The sequence below is a fragment of the Klebsiella sp. P1927 genome (assembly GCF_018204675.1).
Taxonomy (GTDB): Bacteria; Pseudomonadota; Gammaproteobacteria; order Enterobacterales; family Enterobacteriaceae; genus Klebsiella; species Klebsiella pneumoniae.
In genome coordinates, this window is record NZ_CP073377.1 from 742845 (window position 1) to 768808 (window position 25964).

The following is a 25964-nucleotide window of genomic DNA, read 5'->3' on the forward strand; positions in this document are numbered from 1 at the left end:
CATGAACACGACCATTGCCCAACAAATTGCCAACGAAGGCGGCGTAGAAGCTTACCTGCACGCGCAACAGCACAAGAGCCTGCTGCGTTTTTTGACCTGCGGCAGCGTCGATGACGGCAAAAGCACCTTAATTGGCCGCCTGCTGCACGATACGCGCCAGATCTATGAAGACCAGCTCTCTTCGCTGCACAACGACAGCAAGCGTCACGGCACCCAGGGCGAAAAGCTGGACCTGGCGCTGCTGGTGGACGGCCTGCAGGCCGAGCGCGAGCAGGGCATCACCATCGACGTGGCCTATCGCTACTTCTCAACCGAAAAACGCAAATTTATCATCGCCGACACCCCGGGGCACGAGCAGTACACGCGCAATATGGCCACCGGCGCGTCCACCTGCGACCTGGCGATCCTGCTGATCGATGCGCGCAAGGGCGTGCTCGACCAGACCCGCCGTCACAGCTTCATCTCGACGCTGCTGGGCATTAAACACCTGGTAGTGGCGATCAACAAAATGGATCTCGTCGAGTTTAGCGAAGCGCGCTTCAACGAGATCCGGGAAGATTATCTGACCTTTGCCGAGCAGCTGCCGGGCAACCTTGATATCCGCTTTGTGCCGTTGTCGGCGCTGGAAGGCGATAATGTCGCCAGCCAGAGCGCGAATATGCCGTGGTACAGTGGCCCGACGCTGCTGGAAGTCCTCGAAACCGTAGAGATCCAGCGGGTGGTCGAGAGCCAGCCGCTGCGCTTCCCGGTGCAGTATGTTAACCGTCCGAACCTTGATTTCCGCGGCTTCTCCGGCACGGTCGCCTCCGGTACCGTGCAGGTTGGCCAGCGTCTGAAGGTGCTGCCGTCGGGCGTCGAATCGAGCGTGGCGCGTATCGTCACCTTCGACGGCGACCTGCAGGAAGCCGCCGCCGGCGAAGCCATTACCCTTGTGCTGAAAGATGAAATCGACATCAGTCGCGGCGACCTGCTGGTTGACGCGCAAGCCTCGCTGCCGGCGGTACAAAGCGCCAGCATCGACGTGGTGTGGATGGCCGAACAGCCGCTGACCCCGGGCCAGAGCTACGACATCAAAATCGCCGGCAAGAAGACCCGCGCTCGCGTCGACGCTATCCGCTACCAGGTCGATATTAACAACCTGACCCAGCGTGAAGTCGAGTCTCTGCCGCTGAACGGCATCGGCCTGGTGGAGCTGACCTTTGACGAACCTTTAGTGCTGGATCCGTATCAGCAAAACCCGGTGACCGGCGGGCTTATCTTTATCGATCGCCTGACCAACGTCACCGTCGGCGCCGGGATGGTCAACGAGCCGCACCTGCAGGCATCGACTTCGGCATCACAGTACAGCGCCTTCGAGCTGGAGCTGAACCAGCTGATCCGTAAACATTTCCCGCACTGGGACGCCCGCGACCTGCTGGGAGGCAAATAATGGCCCAGCATGACGAAAACGTCGTCTGGCATGCCCACCCTGTGACCCAACAGCAGCGGGAACAGCATCACGGCCATCGCGGCGTGGTGCTGTGGTTTACCGGCCTTTCGGGGTCGGGTAAATCCACCGTCGCCGGGGCGCTGGAGGAGGCCCTGCATGAGCGCGGCGTCAGCACCTATCTGCTGGACGGCGATAACGTGCGCCATGGCCTGTGCAGCGACCTGGGATTCAGCGATGAGGATCGCAAAGAGAACATTCGCCGCGTCGGGGAAGTGGCCAGGCTGATGGTCGATGCCGGGCTGGTGGTATTGACGGCATTTATATCTCCGCACCGTGCGGAACGGCAGATGGTGCGCGAGCGCCTCGGGGAAGGACGCTTTATCGAAGTGTTCGTCGATACCCCGCTGGCCATCTGCGAGGCGCGGGATCCGAAAGGATTGTATAAGAAAGCGCGGGCAGGGGAATTACGCAATTTCACCGGTATAGACTCGGTCTATGAGGCGCCGGAAAAGGCGGAAATTCATCTGGATGGTGAACAATTGGTAACAAATTTGGTGCACCAACTATTAGACCTGCTGCAACAGAGCGATATTATCAGATCCTGAAACGGCAGCGGCATCGAGGGGTGCCGGTTGCCCGGTCTACAGGATTCGATATGCGCAATACCCAGAACCTCAGTATTATTCGTTCAGAACCGCCTCCGGCGATCGGCGACGAGACCACCTGGTCTTTGTCGGGCGCTGCCGTGGGCTTTATTTCGTGGCTGCTGGCGCTGGGTATTCCCTTCCTTCTCTATGGCAGTAATACACTCTTCTTTCTCCTCTACACCTGGCCATTCTTCCTTGCGTTGATGCCGGTGGCGGTGGTGGTCGGTATTGCGCTGCACTCTCTGCTCAATGGCAAACTGCTCTATAGCGTCAGCGCGACCATCCTGACCGTTGGGCTGATGTTTGCGCTACTCTTCCTCTGGCTGTTGGGATAACCCGTTGCTGGTATGAATCAAGCATGGGTATCGACAGCAAAAATATGGTACAGTCCCCGCGTTACGCGGCATCGTCCGCGCGCCCCGGTAGCGTACCCGGGCGAGTTTTGGGATGATGATGCCGTTTTTCAGGGGGCAGGATGGGTAAACTAACGCTGCTATTATTAGCTTTGCTGGTCTGGCTACAGTATTCGCTGTGGTTCGGTAAAAACGGCCTGCATGACTACACGCGGGTTAACGACGACGTCACCGCCCAGCAGGCGACTAACGCCAAATTAAAAGCACGCAACGATCAGCTGTTTGCCGAAATTGACGACCTCAACGGCGGGCAGGAAGCGATTGAGGAGCGTGCGCGCAATGAACTCAGCATGACCCGCCCGGGCGAAACCTTCTATCGTCTGGTACCGGATGCGTCTAAACGCAATCAGGCATCGGGGCAACAGCAGAACAATCGATAACCAGGCCCAGGATTACAACATGGCAGCCACTTTTCCGGGCGTTTGCGCCGTGGTGCCGGCAGCCGGTTTCGGCCGCCGCATGCAAACGGAATGCCCGAAACAATATCTCTCAATCGGTAACAAAACGATTCTCGAACACGCGGTCGCCGCGCTGCTGGCGGATGCGCGCGTCCAGCGGGTGGTGATTGCCGTCAGCCCCGGCGATCGCCGCTTCAGCCAGCTGCCGCTGGCGCAGCATCCGCAGATTACCGTGGTGGATGGCGGCGCCGAGCGTGCCGATTCGGTGCTCGCCGGCCTGCAGGCGTTGCCGGAGGCGCAGTGGGTGCTGGTGCATGACGCCGCGCGCCCCTGCCTGCATCAGGACGACCTCAGCCGCCTGCTGTCGCTCTGCGAAACCAGCCGCGTCGGCGGGATCCTTGCGGCGCCAGTGCGCGACACCATGAAGCGCGCCGAGCCGGACAAAACCGCTATTGCCCATACCGTCGACCGCAATGACCTGTGGCATGCGCTCACCCCGCAATTTTTCCCTCGCGAGCTGCTGGTGGATTGCCTCACTCGCGCGCTAAACGAGGGAGCCACTATCACCGATGAAGCCTCGGCGCTGGAGTACTGCGGCTTCCATCCGCAGCTGGTCGCCGGACGCGCGGATAATATTAAAGTGACGCGCCCGGAAGACCTGGCGCTGGCTGAATTTTACCTCACCCGTTCCCGACACCAGGAGAAAGCTTAATGCGAATTGGACATGGTTTTGACGTACACGCTTTTGGCGGTGAAGGCCCAATCATCATTGGCGGGGTACGCATTCCTTATGAAAAAGGGCTGCTGGCCCACTCCGACGGCGACGTCGCGCTGCATGCGCTGACCGACGCGCTGCTTGGCGCCGCGGCGCTGGGCGATATCGGCAAGCTGTTCCCCGATACCGATCCGGCGTTTAAAGGCGCCGATAGCCGCGAACTGCTGCGCGAAGCATGGCGCCGCATTCAGGCCAGGGGCTATACGCTCGGCAACGTCGACGTCACGATTATTGCCCAGGCGCCGAAAATGCTGCCGCATATTCCGCAGATGCGCGTCTTTATCGCTGAGGATCTCGGCTGCCATATGGACGACGTCAACGTGAAAGCGACCACCACCGAGAAGCTCGGCTTCACCGGCCGCGGGGAAGGGATCGCCTGCGAAGCGGTTGCGCTGCTGCGTAAGGCCGACAAATGATCGCCTTTGACCAACTGACCTGGCTGCACGGCAAACCGCAGAGCAGTGGGCTACTGAAAGCCAATCCGGAAGATTTTCTGGTGGTGGAAGATCTGGGCTTTGCCCCGGACGGCGAAGGCGAACACGTGCTGGTGCGGATCCTGAAAAACGGCTGCAATACGCGCTTTGTCGCCGACGCGCTGGCGAAATTCCTTAAGATCCACGCCCGTGAAGTGAGCTTCGCCGGGCAAAAGGATAAGCACGCGGTCACCGAGCAGTGGCTGTGCGCCCGGGTGCCCGGCAAAGAGATGCCGGACCTGAGCAAATTTCAGCTCGAGGGCTGCCAGGTACTGGAATATGCTCGCCATAAGCGTAAGCTGCGTTTAGGCGCGCTGAAAGGCAACCAGTTTACCGTGATCCTGCGCGAGATTAGCGATCGCCAGGACGTGGAGACGCGTCTGCAGGCCATCGCTGAACGGGGAGTGCCGAACTATTTCGGCGCGCAGCGCTTTGGCATTGGCGGCAGTAACCTGCAGGGCGCCATGCGCTGGGCGGAGAGCGGCGCGCCAGTGCGCGATCGCAATAAGCGCAGTTTTTGGTTGTCGGCAGCCCGCAGCGCGTTGTTTAATCAGCAAGTGAGTATTAGATTAAAAAAAACGGAATTTAATCAGGTCGTTGATGGCGATGCGCTACAATTAGCGGGGCGCGGGAGCTGGTTTGTCGTCACACCGGAAGAACTCGAGGTTTCGCAGGCGCGGGTGCATAACCGCGAACTGATGATTACGGCCACGCTGCCGGGCAGCGGCGACTGGGGAAGCCAGCGCGACGCCCTGGCTTTCGAGCAGGCCGCGATCGCCGAGGAAACCGCGTTGCAGGCGCTGCTGGTACGGGAGAAAGTCGAGGCGGCGCGCCGGGCGATGCTTCTCTATCCACAGCAGCTCAGCTGGAACTGGTGGGATGACGTAACCGTTGAACTGCGTTTCTGGCTGCCGGCGGGCAGCTTCGCCACCAGCGTGGTCAGGGAGCTTATCAATACAACGGGTGACTATGCGAATATTGCTGAGTAACGATGACGGGATCCATGCGCCGGGGATACAGACCCTGGCGAAGGCCTTAAGGGAGTTTGCCGAGGTCCAGGTGGTTGCACCCGATCGTAACCGCAGCGGGGCCTCAAATTCGCTGACGCTGGAATCGTCCCTGCGTACGTTTACCTTTGAAAATGGCGACATCGCCGTCCAGATGGGCACCCCGACCGACTGTGTCTATCTCGGCGTGAACGCGCTGATGCGCCCGCGTCCGGACATCGTGGTTTCCGGCATTAATGCCGGCCCCAACCTGGGCGACGACGTCATCTATTCCGGCACCGTGGCCGCGGCGATGGAAGGCCGTCATCTGGGGTTCCCCGCGCTGGCCGTGTCGCTGAACGGCTATCAGCATTACGATACCGCCGCGGCGGTAACCTGCACCATTCTGCGCGCCTTAAGCCGCGAGCCGCTGCGTACCGGGCGGATCCTTAACATCAACGTACCGGATCTCCCGCTTGATCAAATCAAGGGCATTCGCGTGACCCGCTGCGGCAATCGCCATCCGGCCGACCAGGTGATCCCGCAAAAAGATCCGCGCGGCAACATCCTGTACTGGATTGGTCCGCCGGGCGATAAGCGCGATGCCGGGCCGGGCACCGATTTTGCGGCAGTGGATGAAGGCTATGTTTCCGTGACGCCATTGCACGTCGATTTAACCGCCCATCAGGCGCATGAGGTGGTCACCGATTGGCTGGAACGTGTCGGGGTTGACAGGCAATGGTAAGTAAACGTGTTGAAAGTTTGTTGAATCAACTGCGCACGCAGGGCATCGTCGATGAACGTGTCCTCGAGGCGATCGCGCTGGTCCCGCGCGAAAAGTTTGTTGATGAAGCCTTTGAACATAAAGCGTGGGAAAACACCGCGCTGCCGATTGGCCAGGGGCAGACCATCTCCCAGCCGTATATGGTGGCGCGGATGACCGAGCTGCTGACGCTGACGCCGGAGTCGCGGGTGCTGGAGATCGGCACCGGTTCCGGCTACCAGACGGCCATCCTGGCGCATCTGGTGCATCACGTATGCTCGGTAGAGCGAATTAAGAGTTTACAGTGGCAGGCGCGTCGTCGCCTGAAACAACTTGATTTACATAATGTTTCAACCCGTCATGGCGATGGGTGGCAAGGTTGGCAGGCGCGGGCGCCGTTTGATGCCATTATTGTGACGGCGGCGCCGCCGGAAATACCGACCGCGCTGCTGGCGCAGCTGGATGATGACGGCGTGCTGGTGCTGCCGGTCGGCGAAGAGCATCAGTTTCTCAAACGGATCCGTCGTCGGGGCAACGAATTTATCATTGATACCGTCGAGGCCGTTCGCTTTGTTCCCCTGGTGAAGGGGGAGCTGGCCTGAGACCCGGATTATTCCAGGTTTTTTTTGCCTGACTTTAGGCGTAGGGTGGACACATTTTTCAGTGTCCTGGCCGGGCGCCGCCCGGTAAGCAAGATATTGGCAGTTAACATATTCCTGGGGGATAAATGAGCGCGGGAAGCACCAAATTTACCGTCAGCCGTATTGCGGCTCTTTCACTGGTTTCACTCTGGCTGGCCGGGTGTACCAACACCAATAATCCGCCTGCGCCGGTTAGCTCTGCCGGCGGCGCCGCCTCTTCCAGCACCAACTCCGGCATGCTGATTACGCCGCCACCCTCCGGCGTCAAGTCCGCTCCTCAGGCGCAGCCGATTCAGCCGATGCAGACCCAGACCATTCAGCCGCAGCCGGCGCCGGTGGCGCAGGAGCCGGTACAGACGGTAAATGGCCGGATCGTTTACAACCGCAAATATGGCGATATTCCGAAAGGTAGCTATACCGGCGGCAGTACCTATACGGTAAAACGCGGCGACACGCTATTCTATATCGCCTGGGTCACCGGCAACGATTTCCGCGACCTGGCGCAACGCAACAATATCCCGGCCCCGTACGCGCTGAACGTGGGGCAGGTACTGCAGGTCGGTAACGCCTCAGGCCAGCCGATCACCGGCGAAAACGCCGTTTCTCAGGCCAGCGCAAGAGCGAGCGGCGGTGCGACGACCAGCACAACTTCTGCACAAAAATCGACCGCGGTGGTTGCTTCACAACCGACTATTACGTATTCTGAATCTTCAGGTGAACAGAGTGCTACCAAGATGTTGCCTAATAATAAACCAGCGACTACAACCACAACGGTTGTCGCGCCGGTGACGGCACCAACAACGGTGAGCACAACCCAGCCGACTGCAAGCAGTACGTCAACCAGTTCGCCGATCTCAACATGGCGCTGGCCGACTGATGGCAAGGTTATCGAGAACTTTAGCGGCGCGGAAGGCGGCAATAAAGGTATCGATATTGCAGGCAGTAAGGGACAGGCTATTGTCGCGACCGCCGATGGGCGCGTCGTCTATGCCGGTAACGCACTGCGCGGCTACGGTAATCTTATTATCATCAAACACAACGATGATTACCTGAGTGCCTACGCTCATAACGATACCATGCTGGTTCGGGAGCAACAGGAAGTCAAAGCGGGGCAGAAAATCGCTACCATGGGTAGCACCGGAACCAGCTCAACAAGATTACATTTTGAAATTCGTTACAAGGGGAAATCCGTCAACCCGCTGCAGTACTTACCGCAGCGATAATTTGGCAAAGTACGGATAAGCGAAGCATCAGCTAACAGGCGCCAGGGCGGTGTCTACGTTCCTCTCGCAGAGAGGGCAGGGGAAATCGTCCAGGCGTCGTTTGTTGATGTGCCGTGGAAGGTGCTTTGCTCAGGGATCACGGGTAGGAGCCACCTTTATGAGTCAGAATACGCTGAAAGTTCATGATTTAAATGAAGACGCGGAATTTGATGAGAACGGAATTGAGGTTTTCGACGAGAAAGCCTTAGTAGAAGAGGAACCCAGTGATAGCGATCTGGCTGAGGAAGAGCTGCTGTCGCAAGGCGCAACCCAGCGCGTACTTGACGCCACTCAGCTTTATCTTGGAGAGATTGGTTATTCCCCACTGCTGACCGCGGAAGAGGAAGTCTATTTCGCGCGTCGCGCACTGCGTGGTGATGTCGCTTCACGCCGTCGCATGATTGAAAGTAACTTGCGTCTGGTGGTGAAGATTGCCCGTCGTTACAGCAATCGTGGTCTGGCGTTGCTGGATCTGATTGAAGAAGGTAACCTCGGCCTGATCCGCGCCGTTGAGAAGTTTGACCCGGAACGTGGGTTCCGTTTTTCGACCTACGCGACCTGGTGGATCCGCCAGACTATTGAACGGGCGATCATGAACCAAACCCGTACGATCCGTTTGCCGATCCATATTGTTAAAGAGCTGAACGTCTATCTGCGTACCGCGCGCGAGTTGTCCCATAAGCTGGACCACGAGCCTAGCGCGGAAGAGATCGCCGAACAGCTGGACAAACCGGTCGATGACGTCAGCCGTATGCTGCGTCTGAACGAGCGCATCACCTCCGTGGATACTCCGCTGGGTGGCGATTCAGAAAAAGCGCTGCTGGATATTCTGGCCGATGAGAAAGAGAACGGCCCGGAAGACACCACGCAGGACGATGATATGAAGCAAAGTATCGTCAAATGGCTGTTCGAACTGAACGCCAAGCAGCGTGAAGTTCTGGCACGTCGTTTTGGTCTGCTGGGTTATGAAGCTGCCACGCTGGAGGATGTGGGCCGTGAAATTGGCCTGACCCGCGAACGCGTGCGGCAGATCCAGGTGGAAGGTCTGCGTCGCCTGCGGGAAATTCTGCAGGGACAGGGGCTGAATATCGAAGCGCTCTTCCGCGAATAAGACGTTTTCTGTCAAAAAGGCCCCCTCGAAAGTCGGGGCCTTTTTCTTTGGGCTAGCCGAGGCGGGTTTCCTGCAGATGGCGCCAGACAATTTTCCCTTCCGCTTGTTGAAAAATCGCCGTCGACCAGCGAACGTTCTGACTGCTATCCGCCAGCGTTTGGCTTTCACGATATAGCACTGCGGCGCCGTCGTGCCACTCGCTGATGATTTCCATCTGATCCACTACGATATCTAACCCCGGACGGCTGCCGCCGGCGTGGTGGAAAAAACGGCTCACCGTTGGGTAGTCCATCTTCTCACCGCTCAAGGGGATCATGGTAAAATCGGCGGCAAAACGCTTCATCAGCGCCTCAGCGCTTCCTTCGCCATGGCTTAACCAGCGTTCGATAAGGACATGGGCATCGAGGACTTCCTGCAGATAAGGATTCATGACTTCTCCAGAGTGGTGTGCAGGCGATGGATAATCGCCCGATTATTCAGCCGCAGGCAAAACAGCAGCGGCAACAGGGTAATGACGGCGGCGCTGATAAATACCCCCTGCCAGGCGTAGGCCGGCGGGAATACCCTCAGCAGCAGGGCGAGCAGGGCGCTGCCGGCAAAGAAGCTGAGCTGGCGGTTAAGATTCCATATCGCGCTGGCGTCAGGCATCTCTTCGGCAGGCGTATGCAGGAAAGCGCTGCTTTGCGCGGTGCTGCTGCATAAGCTGCCTCCGCCGCCCATCAGCGTAAAGGCCAGAATCAACAGCGCCAGCGGGCTGTCCGCATCGATCTTCAGCAGCAGCATGATCCCCATCGCCTGAAGCAGGCAGCCGATGATGACCAGCGGCCGGGGCCCGAAGCGGTTGAAATATCTGCCGGTAAAGGTGATGGCGGCAAACGAGGCCAGCGACCAGGGCACCATCAGGGCACCGATTGCCCCCGGCGCCATCCCGGTGACGCGTTGCAGGTAGTACATCCCCACCACGTTGACGCCAATAAACATCCCCGGCACGCAGAGGTAGATCAGCATCGCGAAGCGCAGCAGGGGATCGGCCAGCAGCGACAGTGGAAGAAAGCGAGTCGGGCGAACCGGACCGGGGGTGTCGTTCAGCCATCGCACCGCCAGCACAAAGGTTAGCAGAGCCACAGGCAGGCTGGCGAAAAAGACCCAGCGCCAGCTGAACGCCTCGACTAACAGGCCGCCGATCGCCGGCGAGCAGGCGGGGGCCAGCAGGCCGACCAGCATCACCGCCGCCGACAGCTTCGCCCGCTCATGCGGCTGAAACAGCGGCCACGTCAGCGCCTGGCCGAGGGGGATTAACAGCCCGCCGCCCATCCCCTGCAGCGTCCGCCATAAAATTAGTTCGCTCAGGCTGTTGGCAAGTCCTGCCGCCAGCGCGCCGAGGCTGAACAGCCCCAGCGAGAGTAAAAACAGCCGTTTCGCCCCCCAGCGCTCGCTGAGCCAGGCGCTGAACGGCACAACGACCGTCAGACCGAGAATATAGGCATTACTGACCCACGCCAGTTGCGAGACGGAAACCGCCAGCGCGCGGCTGATTGCCGGAAAGGCGATGCTGGCGATAAACATATTGATCAAATCGAGAAAAAAGCCGAACAGAAAAACGGTGGCAACGCGGTGGCGGTAGGTCATGGTTCACTCCCTCAGACAGGCGGCTACTGTAAACCTGCCGCAGCGAGGGATAAACGGGACTAATCGGGATATACTGTCTGAATATTTTTGACAATCATCCGGACGACGATGCTTAATCTTCAGCGCGTGACCATGTTTATCGCCGTGGTAGATGCCGGCAGTTTCACCCTGGCCGCAGCGGCGCTGGGGCAGACCAAGGCAGTGGTCAGCTTTAACGTACGGCAGCTGGAAAATGAGCTGGGGGTGACGCTGCTGCTGCGTTCGACGCGGCGTTTGCGGCTCACTGACGCCGGGGTGCTGTTCTATCAGCGCGGGGTGGCGCTCCTGAACGCGGCGGAAAATCTCCAGGATGAAGTGCGGGCCAGCCATAGCGGCTTAAGCGGGGAGCTACGGATCACCACCACGCCGGAGTATGGCGCGCAGGTTATCATTCCAGCGCTGGCCGCGTTCGCCCGTCGTCATCCGGCGCTGCGGGTGCGCCACGTCTCCTCCTCCCATCATGCCGACCTCATTTCAGAACGATTTGATGTGGCGATACGCCTCGGTACGCTGGCCGATTCCCGCTATCGGGCGACGCGGATAGCCAGTTTCGCGATCCTGCCCGTCGCCTCTCCGGCCTGGCTGGCAAGCCATCCGGTGCAGACGCTGTCAGATCTGGCGCAAGCTGAGTGGATTATTCACGAGCGCCTGCCGACGCCGCTGCGCTGGCAGCTGCGCACGGATCACCAGACAGAGGTGGATTTCTCGATAGCCAGCGCGCCGCGGTTTTCTGCTGATAGCGCTACGGCGCTGATGAGCTTTGCTCTGGCGGGATGCGGCGTCGCCTTGCTGCCCGCATGGCTGGTAGCCAAAAAGGTGGCGCAGCGGGAGCTGGTGCCGCTCCTGCCGGAATACCATTTCCCACAGCAGGGCGTGTATGCCCTTTATCCCGACTCGCAGCATTTGCCGACCCGGGTGCGGGCATTTATTGACTTCCTGCGCGAGAAGGTCGGTTAAGCGCCCGTTCAGGGCGCCATCATTTTGTGCACCAGCCGGGAGAACTGCTCGCGCTCGTCATCGCTCAGGCGGCCGAGAAACTCGTCATCGACCTCATTGCCCTGCGGAATGGAACGGTTAAGCAACGCCTCGCCTTCGTCGGTCAGATAGACAAAACGGCGGCGTTTATCGGCCGGATCGTGCTCCCGGCGCACCAGGCCGCGCGCTTCCATTCGGCTGAGCATCTCCGCCAGCGTAGCCTTGGTGCTGACCGCCGCTTCAATCAGCGCCACCTGTTCGATCCCGGGGTGCTCCGCTACCGAGCGCATCACCGCATACTGAGGTTTAGTCAGGTCCGGCAACGCCTGCTGCCAGCGGGCGGTATGCTGTTGAAAAAGCTGGCGCAGCAGGTGGAATGCTTCGTTTCGTAACTCCATGAATACTCCGTAACAAAACTGTCACCTCTATGATAGCCGTTCGTACGCCTTTTTATACCCTTTCTGCGTTTTGATTAAAAATGCGCACGTATACGAACGATCTTGCCAATAAGGGCTGGAGGGGGTAGTTTAAATATAAAGTTCGTACACGAACAAAAGTAATGAGGTCTGGAATGAAACTGATTATTGGGATGACGGGGGCCACCGGGGCACCGCTTGGGGTGGCATTGCTGCAGGCGCTGCGCGATATGCCGGAGGTGGAAACCCATCTGGTGATGTCGAAATGGGCCAAAACCACCATCGAGCTGGAAACGCCCTGGACGGCGCGCGAAGTGGCCGCGCTGGCGGACTTTTCCCACAGCCCGGCAGACCAGGCCGCCACCATCTCATCCGGTTCATTTCGTACCGACGGCATGATCGTTATTCCCTGCAGTATGAAAACGCTTGCAGGCATTCGCGCGGGTTATGCCGAAGGGCTGGTGGGCCGCGCGGCGGACGTGGTGCTCAAAGAGGGGCGCAAGCTGGTGTTGGTCCCGCGGGAAATGCCGCTCAGCACGATCCATCTGGAGAACATGCTGGCGCTGTCCCGCATGGGCGTGGCGATGGTCCCGCCCATGCCAGCTTACTACAACCACCCGGAGACGGTTGACGATATCACCAATCATATCGTCACCCGGGTGCTGGATCAGTTTGGCCTCGACTATCACAAAGCGCGCCGCTGGAACGGCTTACGCACGGCAGAACAATTTGCACAGGAGATCGAATAATGGCTTTTGATGATTTGCGCAGCTTTTTGCAGGCGCTGGATGACCAGGGACAACTGCTGAAAATCAGTGAAGAGGTGAACGCTGAGCCCGATCTGGCGGCGGCCGCCAATGCGACCGGACGCATCGGCGACGGTGCCCCGGCGCTGTGGTTCGATAATATTCGCGGCTTTAACGACGCTCGCGTGACGATGAACACCATCGGCTCGTGGCAGAACCATGCCATCTCGCTGGGCCTGCCGCCTAACACGCCGGTGAAAAAGCAGATTGATGAGTTCATTCGCCGCTGGGATAACTTCCCGGTGACGCCAGAGCGCCGCGCCAACCCGGCGTGGGCAGAAAATACTGTTGATGGCGATGATATCAACCTGTTCGATATTCTGCCGCTGTTCCGCCTCAATGATGGTGACGGCGGTTTCTACCTCGATAAAGCCTGTGTCGTTTCACGCGATCCGCTGGATAAAGATAACTTCGGTAAGCAAAACGTCGGTATCTACCGCATGGAAGTGAAAGGCAAGCGCAAGCTCGGCCTGCAGCCGGTACCGATGCACGATATCGCGCTGCATCTGCACAAAGCGGAAGAGCGTGGGGAAGATCTGCCGATCGCCATTACCCTCGGTAACGACCCGATTATTACCCTGATGGGCGCCACGCCGCTGAAATACGATCAGTCTGAATATGAGATGGCTGGCGCGCTGCGCGAGAGCCCGTATCCCATCGCTACCGCGCCGCTGACCGGCTTTGACGTGCCCTGGGGTTCGGAAGTGATCCTCGAAGGGGTCATTGAAGGGCGTAAGCGTGAGATCGAGGGGCCGTTCGGTGAATTTACCGGTCACTACTCCGGCGGTCGTAACATGACGGTAGTGCGTATCGACAAAGTCTCTTATCGCAGCAAACCGATTTTTGAATCGCTCTACCTCGGTATGCCGTGGACCGAGATTGACTATCTGATGGGCCCGGCGACCTGCGTACCGCTGTATCAGCAGCTGAAGGCCGAATTTCCGGAAGTGCAGGCGGTCAACGCCATGTACACCCATGGTCTGCTGGCGATCATCTCCACCAAAAAACGCTACGGCGGTTTTGCCCGCGCGGTGGGCCTGCGGGCGATGACCACTCCCCACGGCCTCGGCTATGTGAAGATGGTGATCATGGTTGATGAAGACGTCGACCCGTTCAACCTGCCGCAGGTGATGTGGGCGCTCTCCTCGAAGGTTAACCCGGCGGGAGACCTGGTGCAGTTGCCGAACATGTCGGTCCTTGAACTTGACCCAGGCTCCAGCCCGGCAGGCATTACCGACAAACTGATTATCGACGCCACCACCCCGGTTGCGCCGGACCTTCGCGGTCACTACAGCCAGCCGGTGCAGGATCTGCCGGAAACCAAAGCCTGGGCTGAAAAACTGACCGCTATGCTGGCCAACCGTAAATAAGGAGAAGAAGATGATTTGTCCACGTTGCGCCGATGAAAAGATTGAAGTCATGGCGACCTCGCCGGTGAAAGGGGTCTGGACCGTGTATCAGTGCCAGCACTGTCTTTACACCTGGCGAGATACCGAGCCGCTGCGCCGCACCAGCCGCGAACACTATCCGGAAGCGTTCCGCATGACGCAGAAAGATATCGATGAGGCGCCGCAGGTGCCGCACGTACCGCCGCTATTGCCGGAAGATAAGCGTTAATGAAAGGGGCCCGCTAAGTCGGGCCTTTTTTATATTTAGTACAATTATGGAAATTATTTTTTTTCATTAAATTAAAAAATTACGTGAAGGGTTAATATACCGGGATGACTTTGCGAGCCTGCATCCAGATTATTATAAAATTCGTCTGATTAATTCCTTGCAGATAAATTTCACGCCCTGACGAGTGTAGAATTGCGGCGGGTGCTTGAGGCTGTCTGGCCTTGAGCATTACCAGGCCCCCAGACAGACGAAAGCCCCAGGAGATATTTCTATCAACTGAGGCTAGCGAATGAACATAGACAATTCAGATGTTAGTCTCTTCTTTGCAGGGAGGCAAGATATGCTGACAAAATATGCCCTTGTGGCAATCATCGTACTCTGTATTACGGTACTGGGATTTACGCTGTTGGTGCACAGCTCACTATGCGAGCTGAGTATTAAAGAGCGTAATATTGAGTTTAAAGCTGTTCTCGCTTACGAATCGAAGAAGTAGCATCCGCGCGAGGGCAACCCCGCGTATGGGTTGTCAGGACGCATCCTCTAGCACCCATTTTTTTGTTTACTAAAACGGCAGCGCTTCACAGCGCTGCCGTTTTTCACCTTAATGGGGGGCTAGACCAGGCTTTTCAGACGGTAGATCCACTCCAGCGCCTGACGCGGGGTCAGGGAGTCCGGATCAAGATTCTCCAGCGCCTCAACCGCAGGCGAGGTCTCTTCCGGGGCGGCGAGTAGCGACATCTGCGTGCCGTCGACCTGGGTCGCCGCCGCGTTGGGCGAGATACTCTCCAGCTCGCGCAGTTTCTGCCGCGCGCGCTTGATCACCTCTTTCGGCACCCCCGCCAGCGCGGCGACCGCCAGGCCATAGCTCTTGCTGGCCGCGCCGTCCTGCACGCTGTGCATAAAGGCGATGGTATCGCCGTGCTCCAGCGCGTCGAGGTGGACGTTGGCGACGCCTTCCATTTTCTCCGGCAGCTGGGTGAGCTCGAAGTAGTGGGTGGCGAACAGGGTCAGCGCCTTGATTTTGTTGGCCAGATTTTCCGCACAGGCCCACGCCAGCGATAGCCCGTCGTAGGTGGACGTGCCGCGGCCAATCTCATCCATCAGCACCAGGCTGTGTTCGGTAGCGTTGTGCAGGATATTGGCGGTTTCAGTCATCTCCACCATAAAGGTCGAGCGGCCGCTGGCCAGGTCATCCGCCGCGCCGACGCGGGTAAAGATGCGATCGATGGGCCCGATCTCCACCTTCTGCGCCGGGACGTAACTGCCGATATAGGCCAGCAGCGCAATCAGCGCGGTCTGGCGCATATAGGTACTTTTACCGCCCATGTTCGGCCCGGTAATGATCAGCATCCGCCGCTGCGGCGCCAGCTGCAGCGGGTTAGCGATAAACGGCTCTTTCAGCACCTGCTCGACCACCGGATGGCGGCCTTCGCTGATGCGAATGCCTGGCTTATCGCTAAAGGTCGGGCAGCAGTAGTTCAGGGTTTCCGCGCGTTCCGCCAGGTTGACCAGCACGTCCAGCTCGGCCAGCGCGCTGGCGCTGGTTTGCAGATCGGCGAGATGCGGCAGCAGCAGGTCGAACAGTTCGTCATAAAGCTGTTTTTCCAGCGCCAGCGCTTTGCCCTTGGAGGTCAGCACCTTATCTTCGTATTCCTTCAGCTCAGGAATAATGTAGCGTTCGGCGTTTTTCAGCGTCTGGCGGCGCACGTAGTGGATCGGCGCGAGGTGGCTCTGGCCGCGGCTGATCTGGATGTAGTAGCCGTGGACGGCGTTGTAGCCGACTTTCAGGGTATCGAGGCCCAGCCGCTCGCGCTCGCGGATCTCCAGCTTATCGAGATAATCGGTGGCGCCATCGGCCAGCGCCCGCCACTCGTCCAGCTCTTCGCTATAGCCCGGGGCGATGACCCCGCCGTCGCGGACCAACACCGGCGGGGCGTCGATCACCGCGCGCTCCAGCAGTTCGCGCAGTTCGGTGAACTCGCCCATTTTCTCGCGCAATTTTTGCACCGGCTGACTGTCAACGTCGGCCAGCAGCTCACGCAGCAGAGGCAGTTGCTGCAGGGCATGACGCATGCGGGCAAGATCGCGCGGCCGGGCGGTACGCAGCGCCAGACGCGCCAGAATACGCTCCAGATCGCCGACCTGGCGCAGCACCGGCTGCAGCTCGGTATAGCGCTCCTGCAGCGCGCCGATGGTCTGCTGGCGCTCCACCAGCACGGCGGTATCGCGGACCGGCATATGCAGCCAGCGCTTGAGCATCCGGCTGCCCATCGGCGTCACCGTACAGTCGAGTACCGAGGCCAGGGTGTTGTCGGTGCCGCCGGCCAGATTCTGGGTGATCTCGAGGTTACGGCGGGTGGCGGCATCCATAATGATGCTGTCCTGCTGGCGTTCCATGGTGATGGAGCGGATGTGCGGCAGCGAGGTACGCTGGGTGTCTTTGACATACTGCAGCAGGCAGCCGGCGGCGCACAGGCCGCGCGGGGCGTTTTCGACGCCGAAGCCGACCAGATCGCGGGTGCCGAACTGCAGGTTTAGCTGCTGGCGCGCGGTGTCGATTTCAAATTCCCACAGCGGGCGACGGCGCAGACCGCGGCGGCCCTCGATCAGCGACGATTCGGCAAAATCTTCCGCATACAGCAGTTCCGCCGGGTTGGTGCGTTGCAGCTCTGCCGCCATGGTTTCGCGGTCGGCCGGTTCGCTCAGGCGAAAGCGCCCGGAGCTGATATCCAGCGTCGCGTAGCCGAAGCCCTTGCTGTCCTGCCAGATGGCGGCCAGCAGGTTGTCCTGGCGCTCCTGCAGCAGCGCTTCATCGCTAATGGTGCCTGGGGTGACGATACGCACCACTTTACGCTCGACCGGCCCCTTGGTGGTGGCCGGGTCGCCAATCTGCTCGCAAATGGCCACCGACTCGCCCTGATTGACCAGTTTGGCGAGGTAGTTCTCTACGGCGTGGTGGGGGATGCCGGCCATGGGTATCGGTTCGCCCGCGGAGGCGCCGCGCTTGGTCAGCGAGATATCGAGCAGCTGCGAGGCGCGTTTCGCATCGTCATAAAATAGCTCGTAAAAATCCCCCATCCGGTAAAACAGCAGAATGTCAGGATGTTGCGCCTTTAGCTTGAGATACTGCTGCATCATCGGCGTGTGGGCGTCGAGATTGTCAATTGTGCTCATGGGGTGTTATCCAGATCCCTGATTTTAAATGGCTGCGATTTTGTAGTTTTCGTCGTTATCACATGGATGAGACATAATAACGGAGATGGGCAGGTGAGGGAAACCGATGAAAGCACGCGGCGCGATCCGGATTCCAGTTGCAGAGGGGGCGGGGTACCGTCACAGTAATTGAACCGCCGCCACGCGATCGTCTTCATACATTACGTTCGCCGTCGATGTTGTTCTGCCTTCTGGCCGTAGACCTCGTTACGACAACGGCTTGTGGTTGCTAGTCGTAAAGCCATTTACCTGCTTTTGCTGATTCGGCAAACATTTTGATAGTTAAAGGTTTACGCGTTTTTTCTACATCTTCTCGTTTTACTTTAAACCACCGAGTTAGCATTGGAGTATTCTCCCAAGGGAAATAACACGACCATTTAACACTGGAAAGATCAACATTAAATTTTTGTTCAAATTTATTTAAAGCGTCAAGCAGATCGTCGCCGGGAGCATCAAATAAGTCATAATCAAGTTCCAATGGGATTTCTTTCCAATTTTTATCTAAACGGGTTGAGATCTCATCTTTAAACAAGTCTAAAACCTGATCTTGAATGCTTTTCATTAAAAGGATGTCCATTGTATACGGTCTTTGGGGCGAGCTATTAGGTTGTATTTTTCCTGAGTTTTTCTTGAAACTTGATAAATTGAGTTTACAAGTCCTATCCAACCTAACCACGGAACATAACGGGCGATAACAGCAGCAAGACTATTCGTTTTTCTCATTCTTACACCAACGGGTGTAGGAACCCTAATACCAAATGGAGTTTTTGCATTTCTCAGAAGCATCCTTCCATATTTAGAAACAACACTTGTTCCTTTTATTGCCTCTCCTGGCTTTGTTCTGGTTTTTAGCCAAGGTTGCCCGGCGAGGATAGCGGCACCAGATTCAATACCAATGCCAAGTTCGTCACAAAATTGTTCAAGAAAAATGACATCAAAAAGTTCACCAGCCGAAAGATTGGATTGTCCGTGATAGAAATAGGTTCCATTTAGTTCTTCTGTCGTATCCATTTGCTCATCTATTATGCTGTTTGTCTTTCATTCCAGGCATCGGTGAAAATTATATTTCCGTCACAATGTTTCCAGGTGATCTTCTCATATCTAAGTTCGACAGATTCAAGATGGTTGTTGTTCTTGTCTTCTGGGGAAGCCATTGTAGGAGATATTGATACGATTCGGACGCCTTCAAGTAGCATATTGAAGTATTCCACTTCTTGACCAGCATCGCTGATTTTATACCATTTGATTTCAGCAGATTTCAGGTTCTGACCAGTAGCTACTGCTTTGTAGAGGTATGGACTGGAATAGTCGAATTCTTTAACGATGATCATTGGTGAGTGCTGACGAGTGCCGGTAGGCTTGCCAGTGGCATTATCAGTGGGAATGGAGAGATTGTGATGAAACCCTTTAAATTCGATGCTGAACTCCCTGTCTGCAACATCACAACCACCTTTGATTAGTGCCCCACCGTCGTCATATATCCACATATTACCTGGAATAGCCATGCTTCTTCTTCCCTCTATTATCATTAGTAAGAAAACAGTGTATCGAGTTGATTAAGCGCAGTAAATAATCAATGTGTCGTTTTTGGATTAATACGGGAAATATCTTCTCTGTAATGATGGTTTATATTTAAAAATAGCTGTCGTAAATATTTCATTGGGTTATTACGCCATTGGTATAGATTTTAAATATAAATGACCCTCAATAATATAATGCAGGCAATTATTGCCAGAAAGCGTAAGCGCGGCGCGATCCGGATTCCAGTTGCGCCGCGCGGGGATTATGGCGCCAGATAAACCTGGGGGACCGCGTTGTCCGGGTGCTGGACGAGGCGGACATCCGCCCCGTACCAGCGATGGATAACCGGCTGCTGGATCACCTCCTGCGGCGTGCCCTGGGCGACCAGATGTCCCTGGTGAAGCAGCAGGATGCGGTCGGCCCACAGGGCGGCGAGGTTAAGGTCATGCAGCACCACGCAGACGTGCAGTTGCCCGCCGGCGGTGAGCCGTTTGAGCAAACGCAGCAGGTGCTGCTGATAGTAAAGGTCCAGCGCCGAGGTAGGCTCATCGAGAAACAGCCAGCCCTGCGGCGCGCCGTCGCGCCATAGCTGTGCCAGACAGCGGGCCAGCTGTACCCGCTGCTGCTCGCCGCCGGAGAGGCCGGGATAGCGGCGACCGGCAAGGCCATCGCAGCCGGTGACGGCCATCACCGCCGCCAGCACCGCCGGATCCGCCGTCGCGCCCCACGGTGAGCGTCCCATGGCAATGACCGTTTCCACCGTCCAGTCGGCCTGCAGGGCCGTTCGCTGCAGCATGACCGCCCGCCGGCGCGACAGCGCCTCGGGCGACCAGGCTTCCAGCGGCTTGCCTGCAAGATGGCGGGTGCCGCTGTCCGGAGTCAGATAGCCGGTCAACAGGCGCAGCAGAGTGGATTTCCCGGCGCCGTTCGGCCCGATAAGCGCCGTCATCTCGCCGCCGCGCAGCGCGACGGAGACGTTGTCGATAATCTGTCGTTTACCAAGGTGAAGTGACAGCCCCTGGGCGCTGTATTCATTAACCATGTCTGGAGTTCTCCCGACGAAAGACCAGCCACAGAAACCAGGGGGCGCCCAGCAGGCTGGTGAGCAGACCGACCGGTATCTCCGCCGGCGCCGCCACGGTGCGGGCCAGGGTGTCGGCCAGCAGAAGCAGGATCGCGCCGGCCAGCAGCGAGCCGGGGATCAGTCCGCGATGGTCAGGTCCCAGCCACAGGCGCATCAGGTGCGGCACCACCAGGCCGATAAAGCCGATGACTCCGCTGATGGCCACCGCGACGGCCACCAGCACCGCGCTGCACAGCAGCAGCCAGCGCTGCAGCGCCTGCACATTAACCCCGAGATAGTGCGCCTCTTCATCGCCAAGCTGCAGCAGATTGAGGCGGGACGCCATCCACCACACCGCCAGCGCCGCCGGGATAATCAAGGTCGCGGCCACCAGCAGCGTCGGCCATTCGGCCTGGCCCAGACTGCCCATTCCCCACAGCGACAGCTGGCGCAGCTGGGCGTCATTGCTCAGCCAGGACAGGACGCCGACCAGCGCGCCGCACAGCGCGTTGATGGCGATCCCCACCAGCAGCAGGCGCGACAGCGAACCCTCCTCCGCCCGACTGAGGATGAAAATCACCACCATCACCGCCAGGCTGCCAATAAACGCCGCCAGCATCGGCATATACAGAGCGATCAGCCCCGCAGCGGAGAACGGGAGCACCAGCCAGCTGGCCACCGCCAGCGCGGCGCCGCTGCTGATGCCCAGCAGGCCCGGGTCGGCAAGCGGGTTGCGAAACAGCCCCTGCATCACGCAGCCGGAGAGGGCCAGCGCCGCGCCCACCAGCAGGGCCAGCAGCACCCGCGGCAGACGGATGGTCAGCCAGATGTGGCGCAGCATGTCATCCCCGGAAGGCAGCAGGTTGACCAGCGGCAAGCGCATGGCGCCGAGGGTGGTGGCAAACAACGCCAGGGAGACCAGCAGCAGCGTCATCAGCAGCAAACGGCGAGTGAGGGCAGGGCGCATCAGGGCAACTGCTCCGCTTTGTTTCGCAGCGCGATTATCGCCTGCGGTGTGCGCGGCCCGAAGCCCAGCAGGGCCATATCGTCGATCGTCAGCAGCTGTTTATGACGCCCCGCCGGGGTCTGCGCCAGACCGGGCAGTTTCCACAGCCCGGCTTCGCCGCCCATCCCTTTGAGACCATCGGCGGAGATCACCACCAGATCCGCCTGGCTGGCGGCGACCCCTTCCTGCGACATGGCGCGATAGTGGTCGAAGCCCTGCATCGCGTTCTGCAATCCGGCGGCGCGAATGGCGCTATCGGCCGCGGTATGCTGTCCGGCCACCAGGGTATTCATTCCGCCGTGGCTGAGAATAAACAGCACCCGCTTAGCAACCGGCTGCGTTGGAATGGCGGCGATCTGCTGCTGAAGCTGCTGGCGCAGCGCGTCGCCTGCCGCCGTTTTGCCTAACGCTTCGGCAATGACAGCAACTTTGTTATCGATCGCGGACAGACTTTCGCCGCCCGGCACGTTAACCACCTTCACCCCGCTCGCCTGTACCTTGTGTAAGACCAGCGAGGGCTGCGCCTGGGCGCTCGCTAACACCAGCTGCGGGCGTAACGCGAGGATCCCCTCGGCGTTCAGCTGTCGCAGGTAGCCGACGTCCGGCAGCTTTTGCGCCGCCGGGGGCCAGCTGCTGGTGCTGTCCCGCGCCACCAGGCTCTCCTCCGCGTGAAGGGCATAAACGATCTCAGTGACATCTCCGCCGAGTGTGACGAGCCGCTCAACGGCGGCGTGACTCAGCAGCGGGAAAGCGATCAAGAGCAGTAACCAGCGCATCATGCGGGCTGCCCTTCACGGGTCAGGCGGTCTACCTGCTGGCGCCATTGCGTCTGCTCGGGGTGCCCCTCGCTGCGCTGGCCGTAGAGCTGGGCAATCTGGGTGCCGTCTTTAGCGAACAGTTCGACGCTGGTGACGTGTCCGTCCGAAGTCGGCTTGCGGGTCACCCACACTTCATCGACGCTCTCTTCGCGCAGATGCAGGGTAAAAGTAGTATTGAAGATATTCAGCCAGCCGCGCATGGGGGCCAGCTTTTCCAGGGCGCCGGTAAAGATCTGCACGCAGCCGCGATTGCCGACGAAAATCATGATTTCATTGCCCTCCTGGCGCACCGTCTCCAGCAGCGACGGCAGCGCATGGCGATCCACGCGGCAGGCGAGGTCGTCGCTCACCAGACGGAAGGCCTGCTGGCGGGAAAGCTGATATTTACGCAGCAGACCGAAGAACTGGTGAACGTCGGTCATCGCGCGCCAGTCGTTCTCCAGGGCGGCGCCGTCGGCGGTATCGGCATATTTCACCGGCTCCAGCGGGCGCAGGGTCAGCGGTGCCGGCGCCGCCACCCGATATTCCGCGATCAGGGTCTCCCAGGCCGCCATGTCGGTCTGCGTGGTCGCATAGACTTTCAGCAGGGCGTCGCCGTGGTGGTCGAAAAACTGGATGCTCTGACGGCCATTATCGTTCAGATGGAAGGCGCTGGCCCACTGGCTGAGGAACAGACGCAGGTCGAGCGCACGCGGGTTCAGCACCAGCCCGGCGTGGCCGCTGAGGTGATGGTGCGTGAACTGGCCCACCTGCTCATGCACGGCATACTCGTTGCGGCAGATGCATTTGGTTTCGCCGACGCGCTCCAGGGCGGCAATCAGCGCCCGGGCGTCATCGCTCAGGCGCACGGCATCATGGCCGAGGCGGGCGGCGGTCAGCTCGGCTTCGCTGATCCCCATTTCCGCGGCGATATCGCGGGCATATTTCGCGGTACTGGCCGCTTTGGTGGCCTGGTAGCGCTGCCACAGGTCAGGGTGTGCATTTGGCATAATCATATCCTTCTCGACGATGAATATCCCCGGCCGGCGGGCCGGGGGCAGGTGCGTTATTATTCGGGCAATCAGAAGTCGACGTTGACGCCCAGCTGCCAGGTGCGGCCCGGCATCACCGCCAGCGCTTTATCGTTGGCGTCCTGGTTGGTGCCGGTCTCGATATTGCGGCTGCTCAGGTAATCCCAGTATTTACGATCGGTGAGGTTGTAGACCCCGCCATTGAGGCGCACGTTTTTCGCCACCTGCCAGTACGCGGTCCAGTCCAGCATGCCGTAGCCCGGCACGCGCATATAGTCGCTGCTGGCATCGGTGATGGCGGATCCGCTGTTGCTGTAGCTTTCGCGGTTGGTGGCGGTCGCCTGTTTCCCTTTGACAAAGGTCGCCGTCAGGGCGGTGCCGTAGCGTTTCGCCGGATCGTCCCACGCCACGCCGACGATGGCTTTCATCGGCGCCACGCTGTCGAGGTCGACGTATTTATCGCCGCTGTAGCTGGATTTCGATTTCCCTTCGCTATAGCCGAGGGCGAGGGTGGCGCTCAGGCCGTCCACCTGCTCAAACCAGGTGCCAAAGTTAAATTTGGTGCTAATCTCACCGCCGTAGATATAGGCTTTATCGCGGTTTTCCGCCTGATAAATGGTGTAGATGTTCGACGGCACATTCGTGAACTGGCCCGGATTGTTGGCGCGGGTATAGCGGGTATAGGCGATAAAGTTCTTATAGCTGTTGTAGAACAGCGCCGTGCGCAGGGTGATGCCTTCGGTAACTTCCCCTTTCAGCCCCCACTCGAGATTATCGCTGGTTTCCGTCTTCAGATCGGTATTGCCGATCAGGGCATACTGCTGGCTGCCGGCGTAGCTGGAGCCGAGGTTCCAGGAGCCATACAGCTGGCTGGCGTTGGGGAACTGCGCCCCGCGCTGGTACTGCAGGTAGGTCATCAGGCGCGGGGTGAGGTCGTACTGGAAGGTCAACGACGGCAGAACCTGGGTATCGCTGTTTTTGCCGTACAGATTCGCCACCGACGATTCGCTCAGCACGCTGCTGTTGGCGGCGAGATCGGACAGATTTTCCGGCTTAGTCGATTGATGCACCACGCGCACGCCGGGAATAACGGCGAAGTTGTGGCTGTCGAGATCGAAGTTGATCTTATCCTGGACAAAGCCGCCGAGGGTGTAGCTGCGGCTGTCTGCCTCCGGCTGCATGATCTCGCTGTAAACGCTGGGGATCGGCGACTGGCTGAACGGCCGCTGGGTTTTGCTGGTGCTGGCGTTGAAACCGGCGCTCAGATCGTGGCGGCCCAGGGTTTTCGCCAGCGCGGCCTGCAGGCCCCAGGTGTCGGTATCGTAGTTAGAGTTCACCGTCTGCATTCTGCGGGTGACGCTGTCCGGCATATAAGTCCAGTCATGGGCTTCGGTATGCTGGTAGTAGATTTTTGTGGAGACGCTGTCGAGGTAGTCGTTCATCGGCGTCCAGTCATCCTTCAGGCTCAGGCCCCAGCGCCGGGTCTGGCTGGTCTGGTTGGCGGTGCCGATGGTGCTGTTGCCGCTGGAGTCCCAGGTATCGTAGTGGGTGTGGTTGGTTTTATGGTAATAGTCGAAGGTGCTGGTCAGCTTGTGCTCATCGTTAGGCTGCCAGATCCCGGAGGCCAGAAAAGCATCGGAGTGCCAGTTCGCCGGGTAGGCGTCGACGGTGCCGCTGTTGTTTTCGGTTTCCTGGCCGTCACGGCGGCTATAGACCAAAATCCCGCGCAGGAACTCATCGCCGCCGGCGACGGTCACCCCGTTGTGCCAGCTGCGATCCGCAGAGTCGTAACCGCTGCGGTAGCCGAAGGCGCTGGTCTTGCCCGGGCGCAGGTAATCATCCGCTGATTTCGGGCGGAAGGAGACATTCCCCCCGATAGCGCTGTTGGCCGTTTCCGTCGAGGTGGCGCCGGACTGGATATCCACGCTGCCGTACATATACGGGTCGATATAATCGCGGCCGATGCCGAAGGTGTTGAGCCCGGCGCGGCCGACGTAGCCGCGGCCGGTGGCGTTGGGTTGCGCGATACCGTCCACGTCGATACCGACGCGGTTGCTCTCCATACCGCGAATGTTGTAGCCGGTGTAACCTCCGCGGTCGAAGCCGCTTTTGCCGTTGCCGGAGCCGCCGCTGCCCCCGGTGGCGCTGATGAGCGGCTCATAGCGCATGATTGAGCCGAAATCGTTAGCGCCTTTATTCTCCAGCTCCCGGGCGCTGATGCTGTGTTCGCTACCGGCTTTCTGCACCGGCGCGGGGGCGGTGACGGTCATTTGTTCCGAGGTGTCATCCACCGCCTCGCCGCTAACGGCGGAAGTATCTGCTGCGATGGCAGAAGTCTGATAAATTGCTGCAAACAAAGAGGTCACCAGCAGGCGTTTTTTACACCATGCTGCTGACGGAGTCGATTTGTACATAGTCGCCACGCCTTGATCGTTATTAGTATCGGCTCACGCGTTACTTCCAGAGTTGCAGGTTGCTCCGTCTTTTCCGTTGCGGATAGGGTCTTACTCCATTTGTTGATTGCGAATGGTAATGATAGGTATTATCGTTTGCAACAAAATAATCATGTGTTCTTCATTTAAACTGCACTTTGTTTACAATTTGCCCTTTCAGACTTAGCGAGACGACGATGAACTCAAAAGCGGCCATCACCATCACCTACTGTTCCCAGTGCAACTGGATGCTGCGCGCCAGCTGGATGGCGCAGGAGCTGTTACATACCTTCAGCACCGACATCGCCTCGGTGACGCTGGTGCCGGGGACCGGCGGGATCTTCACGATCGATGTCGACGGTCAGCAGATCTGGGAGCGCAAGCAGGATGGCGGTTTTCCGGATGCGGCCGAGCTGAAACGCCGGGTGCGCGATGTCTGCTTCCCGGAGAAGCCGCTGGGCCATGTGGATAAAGGTGACCAGAAGGGGTGACAACCCCCTCCGGACGACAAGCGCCCGGAG

Annotated in this window: 29 protein-coding genes; 17 read left to right on the forward strand and 12 right to left on the reverse strand. The window is 58.9% G+C overall.

Translation table 11 applies throughout. The annotated features are described in order from the left end of the window. The first annotated feature begins 1 nt into the window (after position 1). The 11 genes from cysN (at position 2) to rpoS (ending at position 8898) form a co-directional block, all read left to right on the forward strand. The gene (gene cysN, locus KB892_RS03825) at positions 2-1429 is read left to right on the forward strand and encodes a sulfate adenylyltransferase subunit CysN (protein WP_002915159.1); all 1428 of its coding nucleotides are present in this window, start codon (positions 2-4) and stop codon (positions 1427-1429) included. Beyond that, complete coding sequence (cysC, locus tag KB892_RS03830; protein ID WP_002915158.1) at positions 1429-2034, forward strand: adenylyl-sulfate kinase; 606 nt, start codon at positions 1429-1431, stop codon at positions 2032-2034. Before cysN ends, cysC begins: the two co-directional genes overlap by 1 nt. Positions 2035-2084: 50 nt before the next feature. Next, positions 2085-2411, forward strand: coding sequence for a DUF3561 family protein (locus KB892_RS03835; protein WP_002915157.1), 327 nt, complete (start codon positions 2085-2087; stop codon positions 2409-2411). Between the two features lie 140 nt (positions 2412-2551). Continuing rightward, positions 2552-2869, forward strand: coding sequence for a cell division protein FtsB (ftsB, locus tag KB892_RS03840; protein WP_002915156.1), 318 nt, complete (start codon positions 2552-2554; stop codon positions 2867-2869). Between the two features lie 19 nt (positions 2870-2888). Beyond that, positions 2889-3599, forward strand: a complete 711-nt coding sequence (ispD, locus tag KB892_RS03845) for a 2-C-methyl-D-erythritol 4-phosphate cytidylyltransferase (RefSeq protein ID WP_004151063.1) — start codon at positions 2889-2891, stop codon at positions 3597-3599. Beyond that, entirely contained in the window at positions 3599-4078 is a 480-nt protein-coding gene (ispF, locus tag KB892_RS03850; RefSeq protein WP_002915113.1) for a 2-C-methyl-D-erythritol 2,4-cyclodiphosphate synthase, read from the forward strand. The genes ispD and ispF overlap by 1 nt, the downstream gene beginning before the upstream one ends. Continuing rightward, positions 4075-5124: a tRNA pseudouridine(13) synthase TruD gene (gene truD, locus KB892_RS03855; protein ID WP_002915111.1), complete on the forward strand. Its 1050-nt coding sequence runs from the start codon at positions 4075-4077 to the stop codon at positions 5122-5124. The genes ispF and truD overlap by 4 nt, the downstream gene beginning before the upstream one ends. After that, positions 5105-5866 (forward strand): 5'/3'-nucleotidase SurE, encoded by a 762-nt coding sequence (surE, locus tag KB892_RS03860; protein ID WP_002915109.1) that lies wholly within the window; start codon positions 5105-5107, stop codon positions 5864-5866. The genes truD and surE overlap by 20 nt, the downstream gene beginning before the upstream one ends. Beyond that, positions 5860-6486 (forward strand): protein-L-isoaspartate(D-aspartate) O-methyltransferase, encoded by a 627-nt coding sequence (locus KB892_RS03865; protein ID WP_002915108.1) that lies wholly within the window; start codon positions 5860-5862, stop codon positions 6484-6486. Before surE ends, KB892_RS03865 begins: the two co-directional genes overlap by 7 nt. Before the next feature lie 125 nt (positions 6487-6611). Beyond that, positions 6612-7748 carry a murein hydrolase activator NlpD gene (gene nlpD, locus KB892_RS03870; protein WP_002915107.1) on the forward strand — a complete coding sequence of 379 codons (1137 nt, stop codon included), beginning with the start codon at positions 6612-6614 and terminating at the stop codon, positions 7746-7748. A gap of 157 nt (positions 7749-7905) precedes the next feature. Next, positions 7906-8898, forward strand: a complete 993-nt coding sequence (rpoS, locus tag KB892_RS03875; RefSeq protein ID WP_002915106.1) for an RNA polymerase sigma factor RpoS — start codon at positions 7906-7908, stop codon at positions 8896-8898. Positions 8899-8950: 52 nt separating this feature from the next. Here rpoS and KB892_RS03880 read toward each other — a convergent pair whose 3' ends face one another. Both KB892_RS03880 and KB892_RS03885 read right to left on the reverse strand, forming a co-directional pair. Further along, positions 8951-9328, reverse strand: coding sequence for a hypothetical protein (locus tag KB892_RS03880; RefSeq protein WP_002915104.1), 378 nt, complete (start codon positions 9326-9328; stop codon positions 8951-8953). After that, positions 9325-10527 (reverse strand): MFS transporter, encoded by a 1203-nt coding sequence (locus tag KB892_RS03885; protein ID WP_004151062.1) that lies wholly within the window; start codon positions 10525-10527, stop codon positions 9325-9327. The genes KB892_RS03880 and KB892_RS03885 overlap by 4 nt, the downstream gene beginning before the upstream one ends. Positions 10528-10635: 108 nt before the next feature. Here KB892_RS03885 and KB892_RS03890 point away from each other — a divergent pair, with 108 nt between their 5' ends. Beyond that, positions 10636-11523 (forward strand): LysR family transcriptional regulator, encoded by an 888-nt coding sequence (locus tag KB892_RS03890; protein ID WP_004151061.1) that lies wholly within the window; start codon positions 10636-10638, stop codon positions 11521-11523. A gap of 8 nt (positions 11524-11531) precedes the next feature. Here the strand turns inward: KB892_RS03890 and KB892_RS03895 are convergent, their stop codons facing one another. Beyond that, on the reverse strand, positions 11532-11939 hold the full coding sequence (locus KB892_RS03895; protein WP_002915102.1) for a MarR family winged helix-turn-helix transcriptional regulator: 408 nt from the start codon (positions 11937-11939) through the stop codon (positions 11532-11534). A gap of 173 nt (positions 11940-12112) precedes the next feature. Between KB892_RS03895 and KB892_RS03900 the strand changes: the two genes are divergently transcribed. The 4 genes from KB892_RS03900 (at position 12113) to KB892_RS03915 (ending at position 14873) form a co-directional block, all read left to right on the forward strand. Further along, positions 12113-12706, forward strand: a complete 594-nt coding sequence (locus KB892_RS03900) for a non-oxidative hydroxyarylic acid decarboxylases subunit B (RefSeq protein WP_002915099.1) — start codon at positions 12113-12115, stop codon at positions 12704-12706. Next, the gene (locus KB892_RS03905) at positions 12706-14133 is read left to right on the forward strand and encodes a non-oxidative hydroxyarylic acid decarboxylases subunit C (protein ID WP_004151060.1); all 1428 of its coding nucleotides are present in this window, start codon (positions 12706-12708) and stop codon (positions 14131-14133) included. The genes KB892_RS03900 and KB892_RS03905 overlap by 1 nt, the downstream gene beginning before the upstream one ends. A gap of 10 nt (positions 14134-14143) precedes the next feature. Then, positions 14144-14380 (forward strand): non-oxidative hydroxyarylic acid decarboxylases subunit D, encoded by a 237-nt coding sequence (locus KB892_RS03910; RefSeq protein ID WP_002915098.1) that lies wholly within the window; start codon positions 14144-14146, stop codon positions 14378-14380. A 340-nt stretch (positions 14381-14720) separates the two neighbouring features. Next, positions 14721-14873, forward strand: a complete 153-nt coding sequence (locus KB892_RS03915) for a Hok/Gef family protein (RefSeq protein WP_002915097.1) — start codon at positions 14721-14723, stop codon at positions 14871-14873. 119 nt (positions 14874-14992) lie between these two features. Here the strand turns inward: KB892_RS03915 and mutS are convergent, their stop codons facing one another. The 9 genes from mutS to KB892_RS03960 form a co-directional block, all read right to left on the reverse strand. Continuing rightward, complete coding sequence (mutS, locus tag KB892_RS03920) at positions 14993-17554, reverse strand: DNA mismatch repair protein MutS (RefSeq protein WP_004151059.1); 2562 nt, start codon at positions 17552-17554, stop codon at positions 14993-14995. A 268-nt stretch (positions 17555-17822) separates the two neighbouring features. After that, on the reverse strand, positions 17823-18170 hold the full coding sequence (locus tag KB892_RS03925; protein ID WP_002915096.1) for a DUF1493 family protein: 348 nt from the start codon (positions 18168-18170) through the stop codon (positions 17823-17825). Then, entirely contained in the window at positions 18155-18604 is a 450-nt protein-coding gene (locus KB892_RS03930) for an STM2901 family protein (RefSeq protein WP_004188736.1), read from the reverse strand. Before KB892_RS03930 ends, KB892_RS03925 begins: the two co-directional genes overlap by 16 nt. An 11-nt stretch (positions 18605-18615) precedes the next feature. After that, a complete protein-coding gene (locus KB892_RS03935) occupies positions 18616-19098 on the reverse strand; it encodes an Hcp family type VI secretion system effector (protein WP_002915094.1) in 483 nt (160 codons plus the stop codon). Between the two features lie 278 nt (positions 19099-19376). Beyond that, entirely contained in the window at positions 19377-20156 is a 780-nt protein-coding gene (locus KB892_RS03940; RefSeq protein WP_004151058.1) for a heme ABC transporter ATP-binding protein, read from the reverse strand. Then, the gene (locus tag KB892_RS03945; protein WP_004151057.1) at positions 20149-21144 is read right to left on the reverse strand and encodes a FecCD family ABC transporter permease; all 996 of its coding nucleotides are present in this window, start codon (positions 21142-21144) and stop codon (positions 20149-20151) included. Before KB892_RS03945 ends, KB892_RS03940 begins: the two co-directional genes overlap by 8 nt. After that, on the reverse strand, positions 21144-21962 hold the full coding sequence (locus KB892_RS03950; protein WP_002915052.1) for a heme/hemin ABC transporter substrate-binding protein: 819 nt from the start codon (positions 21960-21962) through the stop codon (positions 21144-21146). Before KB892_RS03950 ends, KB892_RS03945 begins: the two co-directional genes overlap by 1 nt. Next, positions 21959-22990, reverse strand: a complete 1032-nt coding sequence (locus KB892_RS03955) for a hemin-degrading factor (RefSeq protein WP_002915049.1) — start codon at positions 22988-22990, stop codon at positions 21959-21961. Before KB892_RS03955 ends, KB892_RS03950 begins: the two co-directional genes overlap by 4 nt. A gap of 71 nt (positions 22991-23061) precedes the next feature. After that, positions 23062-25425 carry a TonB-dependent receptor domain-containing protein gene (locus KB892_RS03960; RefSeq protein ID WP_002915047.1) on the reverse strand — a complete coding sequence of 788 codons (2364 nt, stop codon included), beginning with the start codon at positions 25423-25425 and terminating at the stop codon, positions 23062-23064. A 215-nt stretch (positions 25426-25640) separates the two neighbouring features. On the opposite strand from KB892_RS03960, the gene KB892_RS03965 reads away from it, so the two are divergent. After that, positions 25641-25934: an Rdx family protein gene (locus tag KB892_RS03965; RefSeq protein ID WP_002915045.1), complete on the forward strand. Its 294-nt coding sequence runs from the start codon at positions 25641-25643 to the stop codon at positions 25932-25934. Positions 25935-25964: the final 30 nt, after the last annotated feature.